This is a genomic window from Pseudomonas sp. 3A(2025) (genome assembly GCF_054589175.1).
Window position 1 is genome coordinate 483,930 of sequence record NZ_BAAILM010000113.1, and the last position, 10,299, is coordinate 494,228.

Genomic DNA, 10,299 nt, shown 5'->3' on the forward strand with positions numbered 1-10,299 from the left:
GCAAAAACTGGTGGGGCAGTTCGAGGTGAGCAAAGTGGGATAACCCCGCAAATCTCGTAGGACCCCTTAGGGCAACACGGATCTGTAGGAGGCAGCTCTGCTGGCGATGAGGCCAGTAAAATCAGCACATCTGCTGCGCCTGTACCGCAGCAATCGCCAGCAGAGCTGCCTCCTACAAGTGCGTGCACCGGCATTAATCCTACGAGATCGATGCCGATCCTGAGAGAGGTTATGGGGTCAGGCCGGCAGTCACTTTGTTCAGGCCGATCGACAGGTCATGCAGGGCATCGCTGGCCACCTGGGTGCGCTGGATGTTGTCCTGGTTGATCGTGGCGATGGCGCTGATTTGTGTCAGGTTGCGCGAGATGTCTTCGGCCACCGAGGTTTGTTCTTCGGCGGCCGTGGCGATCTGGTGGTTCATGTCGCGAATCGACTCAACCGCCGTGGTGATGCGCTGTAACGAATGGCTCGCCAGTGCCACCTGCTCGACGCTTTCCTGGCTGCGCGCCTGGCCGCTTTCAATGGCGTGGGCGGCATCCACCGCGCCGGTCTGCACCGAATTGATGATCTGATTGATCTCGGCGGTGGACGATGCGGTGCGCTGCGCCAGGGTTCGGACTTCGTCGGCAACCACGGCAAAGCCGCGTCCGGCGTCCCCTGCCCGCGCCGCTTCGATGGCAGCGTTCAGCGCCAGTAAATTGGTCTGCTCGGCGATGCCGCGAATCACTTCCAGCACCTTGCCGATGCGCTCGCTGTCGCTTTCAAGGCGGCGAATGACGGTGGCGGTGTTGCCGATTTCAGTGCGCATCAGGTTGATGGCGGTAATTGTCGCGCCCATCACCTGTTCGCCCTCACGCGAGCAGCGGTCGGCCTCGTCGGCCGCACTGGCTGCCTCGGCGGCATGACGCGCCACTTCCTGGGCGGTCGCGGACATTTCGTGCATCGCCGTGGCCACCTGATCGGTGCGCTCGAATTGTTCGCCGGTGCCTTTGGCCATGATGCCGGCAATACTTTTGAGTTCGACGCTGGCGCTGTCCAGATCGGTGGTGCCGCTGCGCAGGCTGACAAAGGTCTGCGACAGAAAATCACGCAACAGATTGGCGGCCACCGCCAGACGCCCCAGCTCATCCTGACGACTGACATTGACCCGCTCGCTGAATTTGCCTTCGCTGAGCTGCGCGACATAGTCGATCAGCATGCGCACCGGGGCGACGATGCTGCGGTTGACCCGCCACAGCGTGAACAACCCGACCAGCAGCGCCGAGGCCAGCATGATCAGCGCGCCCAGCAGAATCGTCTGGCTGGCGGCGTCGCTGATACGTTGCGATTGCGCCTGGCTTTGCTGGCGCAAGGCATCCACCAGCGCGCTCATCTGCTCGCTGGCCGCGCGGTCCACGCCCTTGACCGCCAGATCGCCGGCCACCGGATCGCCGCCTGCGGCGATAAAGGCATCGCGGCCCTTGCGGTACGCATCACCCAGGGTGCGGTGTTCCTGGCGCAGGCGCTCGACCTGGCCTTTGCTGGCGGCATCGATGCCCGGCCACGCGCCGAGCTTGCCCAGTGCGGTCTGCACTTCCTGCTCCTGCTTCTCGAACTGCGCCCAGTAGCGGTCACGGTCAGCCACGACCTTGCCGCGCAACAGCACGTTCTTCCATTCCTGAACCTGGATCTTGAATTGCAGGTTGGCTTCGTCAATCAATTGCGACGCACGCAACGGGCCGTCGAGCAGCCCGCGATAGTCGCGCACGTTATTGGACAGCAGATAAAAGCAGGCCAGGGCAATGACCAGCAACAACGCCAGACTGACGCCCAGCAAGGCGAGAATCTGAAGTCTCAGGGATTTGTGCATAGCGGCAGGGAATCTCACAGGAATGGACGGCGACAAGGCTTGGCATGCGCCGTCGTGAAGTCGGTAACACATCCCTGTGAAGGGGATTGAATCAGGCAAAGATGGCATTTTGATGACAGGTAAATGACCGGCGAATCCCGCCGACAGCCGGCCGTTTCTGTCAGAAATTCACCGAGGCCGACAGGCGTGCCGTGCGCGGCGCACCGGGGAACAGGTAGTCGTCGCCCAGGTATTCACCGACATCGCGCCAGTAGCGCTTGTCGAACAGGTTATCGACGCTCAGGCGCCAGACCGTGTCATAACCGCCCAGTCGTGTGCTGTAGCGCCCGCCTGCGTTGAACAGTGCGTAATCGTTGACCTGTACCTCGCCCACCCGGTCGGCGTATTTGCTGGCGCTGTAGTGCACGCCGCCCAAAACGGCCAGGCCCTGGATCGGCAGGCTGTAGTCGGCTTGCAGGCTGGCGCGGTACTTGGGCACGTTGAGGGCCTGATGGCCTTCATACGCTTCGGTGCCGCTGCCTTCGACGCGTGCGCGGATGGCGGCGGCGCTGGCAGAAATCTGCAAGCGCTCGGTCACCCAGCCGCTGGCACCCAGTTCCAGGCCGAGGTTTTTCTGCTCGCCCTGCTGCACATAGGTAAAGGTGCCGTCGTCCTGGGGCTGCGAATACTGATAGGCCTTGCGAATCTGAAACAGCGCGGCGGTCAGGCTCAGGCGTTGCAGGTCGTATTTGATCCCCGCTTCAATCTGCCGCGACACGGTTGGCGCCAGGATTTCGCCGGCGTTGTTAGTGAACCACGCCGCCGTACCACCCAGCGACAGGCCCTTGCTGTAACGGGTGTACAGCGACAGGTTGTCCAGCGGTTTGTAGATCAGCGCCGCCTGCGGCAAGAACAGCGAGCGGCGGGTATGACGAATGTCGCCGCCGGTTTCGTTCCAGGCCTGTTCGTCCAGGTACACCTGGCGCCCGCCGGCCACCACCTGCCAGTGCTCGTCGAAGCGAATACGGTCGGTGAAGAACAGCCCGTACTGACGGCTGTCCAGACGGCGCTCGGTGTGCGGCAGGGCAAGATCGGCCGGGGCAAATTCTTCCGGGGTCTGGTTGATGTTGCCGGAGCCGACCCATTCATTGAAGGTGCCACGGGTGTCGACGGTGCGCCGGAACGCACTGCTGCCCACGGTCAGCTCATGCTCGAGGGTGCCGGTGGCAAAGCGCCCGGTAAGCGCCGCCTCGACTTCGTCGTTACGCCGGGTGTCGTCCGGGCTGCGGAAGTCGTAGATGTCGTAGTCACCCTCGGGGCTGAAATAGTTCGGCACCGCCGCGCTGGCGCAACTGGCCGCACCATAGCAACCCCAGGCGAACGAGCTGTAGTCGTCGATCACCACACGGCTGCGCGAGGCGCTGAGGCTACCGGTCCAGGCGTCGTTGAAGCGGTACTCGAAGCGCCCGCCCAGGTTCAGCGAATCGATGCCCACCGGGTTCGACCAGCTCTGGTGACCCAAGCGCTTGCGCGGCGAGGCATCGTGGGGCAGCTCAGTGCCGCCAAGCAACTGATAGCCCGGCACCGAACGCTGTTCGCGGGTCTGGTATTCGGCGTCCAGTTGCAGGGTGGCGCGCTCGCTGATCGCCCAGTCGAAGGCCAGGGAGGCGAAGTCGCGCTGGCCGTCGGCGTGTTCGACGTAAGAACGGATGTCTTCATGCGCGAGGTTGGCGCGCAGGCCGAACTGGCGCTCGGTGCCGAACCAGCCACCGACATCGGTGGCGATGTAGCGTTCGCCGTGTTCGTTGGTAGCCACGGTGACCGAGCGTACATCTTCAGCGCGCTTGGTCTGGTAGTTGATCACCCCGCCCGGTTCGGCGGCCCCGCCCTGCAAGCCGGAAACACCCTTGAGCAATTCCACCTGCTGCTTGTTTTCCAGCGCCACGTTCTGCTCGCCGGCAATGCTGCGGCCATTGATGCGGTAGCTGTTGCCGGCGTTGAGCGAGAAGCCGCGCACCAGAAAGTTTTCGTAGTAACCCACCGGCGCATAGGCCTCGCCCACCGAGGCGTCGTTGCGCAGCACTTCGCTGAGCAGCTTGGCCTGGCGGTCCTGGATCAAGGCCTCAGTGAACACCGACACCGACGCCGGGGTGTCGAGCAATGGCGCATCGCCAAACCCTGCCACGCCAGCAGCGCTGGCCTGGTAACCGTCGGCAGCCGGCTGGGTGGCTGCGCCGCTGATCTGCGTGGCGTCGAGTTTCACCGGCTCTGCCGACCACAACGGGGTGGCGACAGCCAGGCCCAATGGCAACAGGGGCCAGGCCAGTCGGTGCGGCGTATTCATGAGGGGGTTACTCCTGGAATCGGCGGGGGGCAACCTTGTACGTTTATGCCGAAGGATTTACAACCCTTCGCGGCGCTCGCTGAATAAAAAAACACTAATAACGCGGCGTATCAGGTTTTAAGGATGAATTAAGTCAGCGTGGATAATCTGGCTTCAACAAAACAACTGAACCCCTCGGTTGAATGTGTATCTATACACACAGATTCCCTGACTGATAAAAGGAAGCGCCTCATGAAATTGATCCCTGCCCTGTTTGCCGCTATTGCCCTGACCACTGCTGCCGGTGTTGCCCAGGCCGATGTACGCCCCGATGAAATTGCCGGTCTGCAAAAGGCGGGCACCATTGGCGACCTGCAACAGTTCAATGAGCAGGCGCTGAAAGCGCACCCCGGCTTTACCATTCATGACACCGAGCTGGACCACAAGGCCAGCGGCCAATATGTCTATGAAATCGAACTGCGCGATGCCAACAAGAAAGAGTGGGATTACCACGTCGATGCCAAGACTGGCGCGGTGTTGCTGGATAAAGAAGATCGTTAATTGATGCTTCGCGGCTGGCAGCGTTCTTAAGGGAACGATGTCAGCCGCGAATATTTCCTACGTTATTCCAACCCCACCTTCAACAACTTGCCCTTGTCGTCATCGGTCAGCAAGTACAGGTAACCATCCGGCCCTTGGCGTACATCGCGAATGCGCTCTTTGCGGTCCCCGAGCAAACGCTCTTCGTGTACGATCTTGTCGCCTTCGAATTGCAGGCGAATCAAGTCTTCGGTTTTCAAGGCACCGACAAACACGTTGTGGTCCCAGGCCTTGAAGCGGCCGTCGTCATAGAACGCCATGCCGCTCACACCCGGTGAAACTTCCCAGACATGAAACGGCGCCTTGGTGCCTTCGACCAGCTTGCCCTTGGCTTCGGGAATCGGCAGGCCTGAATAGTTGACGCCGTGGGTTGCCAGTGGCCAGCCGAAGTTCTGTGCGCGCTCGACAATATTGATCTCGTCACCACCCTTAGGCCCGTGTTCGTTCAGCCATACCGTACCGCTCCACGGGTTGAGCGCCGCGCCTTGCGGGTTGCGGTGACCAAAGCTCCAGATTTCCGGGGCCACGCCCTCACGACCGACAAACGGGTTGTCTTCGGGCACCTTACCGTCCGGGAAGATCCGCGCCACTTTGCCTTGCAGTTTGTCCAGGTCCTGCGCCGTTGGCCGGTCGTTGTTCTCGCCCAACGTCACAAACAGGTAGCCCTGGCGGTCAAACACCAGCCGCACGCCAAAGTGGTTGCCGACCGACAGTTTGGGTTGCTGACGGAAGATCACATTGAAGTCTTCCAGTGTGCTCAGGTCAGCCGACAGGCGCCCACGGCCTACTGCGGTGCCGGCCTTGTCGCCCTCGGCGGCGGTCTTGCCGTCACCTTCGGAGTACGCCAGGTAGACCATGCGGTCATTGGCGAAGTCGGGCGACAGCGCCACATCGAGCAAACCACCCTGCCCTTTGGCCCAGACTTGCGGCACGCCGGAAATCGGCCTGGACAGCTTGCCATCGACACCGGCCAGCAGCAGGTCGCCGGAGCGTTCGGTGATCAGAATGCCTTTCTTGTCCGGCAGAAACGCCAGCGCCCAAGGATGATCCAGGCCTTCGGCCAGTTGGGTGACCGTCACGGTGCCCAGTTCGCTCTTGTACTGTTTGGGGGCCTCGGCGGCCGAAGCCAGCAGCGGCAAGCCGGCAAACGCGCCGGCACACAGCGTTGCGATCAGGGTTTTTCTCAACATGGGTGATTCCTTATCGTAGAGGTCGATAAAACTCAGTTGCCGCGCACCGGCGCGCTGGGCCGCGGGTCGATGGTCGGGCGCACGGGGGCTTGCTGCCGGGTGGGGTAACCGTTGCCAATGCCGCCGTTTTCCAGCGTCGGCGCGCGCGGAACAGGCGCGGTACTCGGCCCGCGTACCGGCGGCGTTGCCGGCGCGGTACCCTGGCGGCTATTGGGGTTGGCGCGCTTGATGGGGCTGTTGTAGGGATTGCTGTTGGCGCCGCGGTCGGTGCCGGTCACGGACTGGGCGCTGGCCGAGGTCGCACCTGCCAGCAACAGGGCCATGGCGAGGCATTGCACAAGACGGTTCATCATTTTCCTACCCGAGAAAAGGTAAAGGCTCAGGCCTTTGAGGACGATTGCCCACGCAGGTTCGACCGACGAGGGCTCTCAGGCAAGTTTTGCAGGGCGGGAGTTTGTAACAAGGCTGGTCCGCAAGCGGCGCCTAGAGGGCTCGCGGCAACCGGGCAACAAAGGTGGTACCCAGTTCGCTACTGGACTGCACGCTTACATCGCCCAGGTGCGCACGCATGATTTCGCGGACGATGAACAGACCCAGGCCGACACTGCGGCTGGTGTCATGGCTGACGCCACGCACCAGCGGCTCGAACAGTTCTTCAAAACGTTCGGACTCGATCAGACCACCCTGGTTATGCACGGCAAGGTAGCTGCCCCTGGCGTCGAATGCCGACGTCACGGTTATCGCACCTCCTGCATCACCATAGGTGCAAGCGTTGCCCACCAGGTTGCCAATCACCTGAAACAAGCGGTCGGCATCGGCATTGCACGCCCCTTCGCCCTGGCGCACATGCACTAGCGTGCGATCAGGAAACGCCAAGCGCAACTCGTCGATACAGCGATCGGTCACCGCATGCAGGTCGATGCTTTTCAGGCTGACCGAGAGGCCATGCCCCACCCGGGCCTGGGTAAAGTCCAGCAAGTCGGCAATCAAACGACTGGCGCGGTCGACCGACTGCGAGATATGCCCTGTCACCCGCCCCTGCCGTTCATCGAGCGTGCCACGCTGCAACAGGTCGGCAGCCATCTTGATCGCCGACAGTGGATTGCGCAGGTCATGGCTGACGATACCGATCATCTGCTCGGCAAAAGTGGCACGAATCTGCGCCTCGGCATGGGCCAGACGCAAGCGGTTCTGTGCCAGGGTCAGCTCTTTTTGCGTGCTGAGTTGCTGTTGCAGCAGCTCTTCGGCCAACTGCCGGGACTCCAGTAACTGGCGCTCGTACTGGTTACGCTCTTCGGCCACGAACAGCGCCAGCTCGTGATAGAAGACTCCGCCGTGCTCGCGGCGCACGGCATTGAGCATCATCGGCACCAGACGACCGTCAGCATGCAGCAGGTCCAGTTTGACCTCTGACACCGAACCCTGCATCTGCAGCATCGGAAACCAGTGGGTCTGGCTGAAAATCTTGCCGCCCATGGTCAGAAAATTCTGAAAACGCAGGCCCCACAGAGCCTCGGGCTCATGGCCCAGCCAACGGCAGAATGTGCCGTTGACGCGCACGATGCTGCCATTGCCCTGGGTCAGCAGCAGACCGCAAGGCGCCTCATCGAACAGTGTGTCGCTGTCAGGTAGCTCAGGCCGCATCGGGCGTGCGTCCAAAAGGCTGCAGGAATTCTTCGATGGCTTCGGTACAGGCCTTTGGCGCACTCATGTGCGGGCAATGGCCAATATTCTCGATCAGGCGCAACACGCTGCCCGGCATCGCGGCATGCAGATAATCGCCGACCTCGACCGGCGCAATCAGGTCATCGCTGCATTGCAGGATCAACGCCGGCGTGGCCAGGCCTTGCACGTCCTTGCGGTTGTCGGACATGAACGTCACGCGGGCAAAATGCCGGGCAATGTCGGGGTCGGTGCGGCAAAAACTGTTGGCCAGTTCCTGACCCAGTTCGGGCTGGTCGGGAGCGCCCATGATCGACGGCGCCATGCTGCTGGACCAGCCCAGGTAATTGCTGTCCAGGGTGTCGAGCAACGAGTCGATATCGGCGCGGCTGAAACCGCCCAGGTAGCCCTCATCGTCGATGTAGCGTGGCGACGGGCCGACCATGATGTGGCCTGCAATGCGCCCCGGCTCAAGGCGGTCGGCCAGTACACCGATCATGGCGCTGACCGAATGGCCGATCAGAATCACAGGGCCCTGGCCGAACTGCTCGATGACCTCAAGCAAATCGCGGGCATAGCCTTCAAGGCGCTCGTATTTGTGGCGGAAATACATCGACAGGTCCGAACCGCCGCTACCGACCAGGTCGTACAGCACGACACGGAAGCGGTTGGCAAACGACGGCGCCACGAAACGCCACATCCGCTGATCGCAGCCAAAGCCATGGCCAAAGATCAACGTGACCGGGCCGTTGCCTATCACGTTTATGTTGTTGCGCTTTTGTAGCTGCATCCCTTGCTCCCGTCACAATGCGCCGAGATTAGCACCGTTCACCGGGCCAGACAGTGCAAAATGTATGGCACCTTGCCCTGTTTTCCTTGAAAGGCCCCCGCATGACCCGAATTTTCGACGCCCGCGGCAACCGTTATGCCGTGATCACGCCCCAAGCCCTGCGTGCGCAGGGCATCGCGATTGCCCTGAATGCCGGCACTGCCGCCCGCGAACATGGCGCCTGGGCTGCCGCCGCCATCGAGGCGGTGTGTCACTGGCCTGCCGGGCAACAACCGACCGGTACCAAGGCGCACCGCAGCGACGGGCTTTTGATCGGTCCATTTCAGGATAGAGCACCGTTCGACCTGCTGATCGTCAACACCGACGGCACGTTGGCCGAACGCAGCGGCAATGGCCTGACCATTTTTGCCCAGGCACTGGCCGAGAGCGGCCTGACGGACGGCCAGGCATTTACCCTGCGCGTGCACCATGCCGGCGAACACGCCCACTCACCGGTGCACACGGCCATGGAGCCGGCGACTCTGCAAGGCGAGCAAGGCTTCTGGCTGACGCTGGGCACGCCGCAGTTCGGCCCGCAGGCGGTGCAGGCACAAACCTCGTGTGTCGAGGCGGCCACCTTCAACCAGCGACCGGCCCATCGGGTGCCGCGCCTGGCAGCGATTGATCCGGCCTGGGGCAACAGTGTCTTTGTACGGGTCGGTAATCCGCATTGCGTGACGTTGCTGGCCGATGCAGCGGCGCTGCCGACGTTTGCCCGGTTGCATGAGCCCGCGCTGAATCAGGCGCTGACCCGCATTGCGTTTGCCCAGGGCGAACACGGCACGGGCGAACCGTGCCCGGCCGGGGTCAATCTGCAATGGGCGTGCTGTACCGCACCAGGGCAACTTGAAGCACGGGTGTTCGAGCGCGGTGAAGGGCCGACCGCGTCGAGCGGCACCAGCGCCAGCGCCGTGGCCTGCGCAGCTTGGGCCGCAGGTCTGGTGGCGGCCGGCGAAGTACGGGTGACGATGCCTGGCGGTACCGCGCCGCTGCGCCTGACCGAGCGCGACGGCGTGCTGCATGAAGTGGCGCTGTTCGGTGTGGCGCGGTTGCTCAGCGCCGGGTAAGCGCTTACTCGCCGATGTCTTCGTTCCACAACTGCGGCTGGCTGGCGATAAAGTCGCGCATCATGTGCTCGCAGGTAGCATCGCCGAGCACATCGACCTGCACACCGCGGCTGCGCAGCAAGGCTTCTTCGCCCATGAACGTCTGGTTTTCGCCAACGATCACTTTGCGAATGCCATACAGCAGGATGGCACCGCTGCACATCGAGCAGGGCGACAAGGTGGTGTACAGCACTGAGTCGCGGTACACGCTGGCCGGCTGACGGCCGGCGTTTTCCAGGGCGTCCATCTCGCCATGCTTGATCGCACTGCCCTCCTGGATCCGCCGGTTATGGCCACGACCGATGATCTGCCCGTTATGGACGATCACCGAGCCAATGGGAATGCCACCTTCGGCCAGGCCTTGTTGCGCCTCATCGATGGCAGCTTGCATGAATGGGTCCATGGGGGGTTCTCTCGTTCAATATAAATATCAGGGCGTCGGCGACTTTTGCGCGTTATTCAACGCCTGGGCCACAAACTCGGATAACAGTTGCGCAGAGCGGGTCTTCATCTCCAGACCCACTTCGTTGTTGCGCACTTTAAAGCGGTTTTTCAGCGTCGGCGAACCCTGCCCCTGATTGAGCTGACGCAGTTCGTCGACGCTGAACGAATGGGCATAGGCGGCGGCCAGGTTTCGTTCCCACTGACCTTGATACTGCGGTTGCAGGCGTTTGAGTTCGGCTTGCACCAGCGTCTGCGCCTGGGTCTTGCCCAGGCGCTCGACCAGATCGGTAAAGGTCACGGTGCGCGATGCCACCTGA

The 10,299-nt window shown here is 62.2% G+C and carries 9 protein-coding genes and 1 pseudogene; 2 read left to right on the top strand and 8 right to left on the bottom strand.

The window, feature by feature from the left end; genetic code table 11:
* Positions 1 to 229 precede the first annotated feature (229 nt).
* Together ACYP2A_RS28825 and ACYP2A_RS28830 are read right to left on the bottom strand one after the other, a co-directional pair.
* Positions 230 to 1,849 (bottom strand): methyl-accepting chemotaxis protein, encoded by a 1,620-nt coding sequence (locus ACYP2A_RS28825; protein WP_459749327.1) that lies wholly within the window; start codon positions 1,847 to 1,849, stop codon positions 230 to 232.
* Positions 1,850 to 2,009: 160 nt separating this feature from the next.
* A complete protein-coding gene (locus tag ACYP2A_RS28830) occupies positions 2,010 to 4,172 on the bottom strand; it encodes a TonB-dependent siderophore receptor (protein WP_459749328.1) in 2,163 nt (720 codons plus the stop codon).
* Between the two features lie 231 nt (positions 4,173 to 4,403).
* On the opposite strand from ACYP2A_RS28830, the gene ACYP2A_RS28835 reads away from it, so the two are divergent.
* Positions 4,404 to 4,712 (top strand): PepSY domain-containing protein, encoded by a 309-nt coding sequence (locus ACYP2A_RS28835; RefSeq protein WP_459749329.1) that lies wholly within the window; start codon positions 4,404 to 4,406, stop codon positions 4,710 to 4,712.
* A gap of 62 nt (positions 4,713 to 4,774) precedes the next feature.
* On the opposite strand, the gene ACYP2A_RS28840 is transcribed toward ACYP2A_RS28835, so the two are convergent.
* From ACYP2A_RS28840 to ACYP2A_RS28855, 4 genes are all read right to left on the bottom strand, one after another.
* Positions 4,775 to 5,941: a PQQ-dependent sugar dehydrogenase gene (locus ACYP2A_RS28840; RefSeq protein WP_459749330.1), complete on the bottom strand. Its 1,167-nt coding sequence runs from the start codon at positions 5,939 to 5,941 to the stop codon at positions 4,775 to 4,777.
* A 32-nt stretch (positions 5,942 to 5,973) separates the two neighbouring features.
* Positions 5,974 to 6,291: a hypothetical protein gene (locus tag ACYP2A_RS28845; protein WP_459749834.1), complete on the bottom strand. Its 318-nt coding sequence runs from the start codon at positions 6,289 to 6,291 to the stop codon at positions 5,974 to 5,976.
* Between the two features lie 133 nt (positions 6,292 to 6,424).
* Entirely contained in the window at positions 6,425 to 7,585 is a 1,161-nt protein-coding gene (locus tag ACYP2A_RS28850) for a PAS domain-containing sensor histidine kinase (protein ID WP_459749331.1), read from the bottom strand.
* Positions 7,575 to 8,393: an alpha/beta fold hydrolase gene (locus ACYP2A_RS28855; RefSeq protein ID WP_459749332.1), complete on the bottom strand. Its 819-nt coding sequence runs from the start codon at positions 8,391 to 8,393 to the stop codon at positions 7,575 to 7,577. Before ACYP2A_RS28855 ends, ACYP2A_RS28850 begins: the two co-directional genes overlap by 11 nt.
* 101 nt (positions 8,394 to 8,494) lie before the next feature.
* Between ACYP2A_RS28855 and ACYP2A_RS28860 the strand changes: the two genes are divergently transcribed.
* The gene (locus ACYP2A_RS28860; RefSeq protein WP_459749333.1) at positions 8,495 to 9,499 is read left to right on the top strand and encodes a diaminopimelate epimerase; all 1,005 of its coding nucleotides are present in this window, start codon (positions 8,495 to 8,497) and stop codon (positions 9,497 to 9,499) included.
* Between the two features lie 4 nt (positions 9,500 to 9,503).
* Here the strand turns inward: ACYP2A_RS28860 and ACYP2A_RS28865 are convergent, their stop codons facing one another.
* Together ACYP2A_RS28865 and ACYP2A_RS28870 are read right to left on the bottom strand one after the other, a co-directional pair.
* Positions 9,504 to 9,941 carry a nucleoside deaminase gene (locus ACYP2A_RS28865; RefSeq protein ID WP_459749334.1) on the bottom strand — a complete coding sequence of 146 codons (438 nt, stop codon included), beginning with the start codon at positions 9,939 to 9,941 and terminating at the stop codon, positions 9,504 to 9,506.
* A gap of 27 nt (positions 9,942 to 9,968) precedes the next feature.
* Positions 9,969 to 10,299 (bottom strand): annotated as a pseudogene (locus tag ACYP2A_RS28870) (hypothetical protein); the annotation flags it as partial.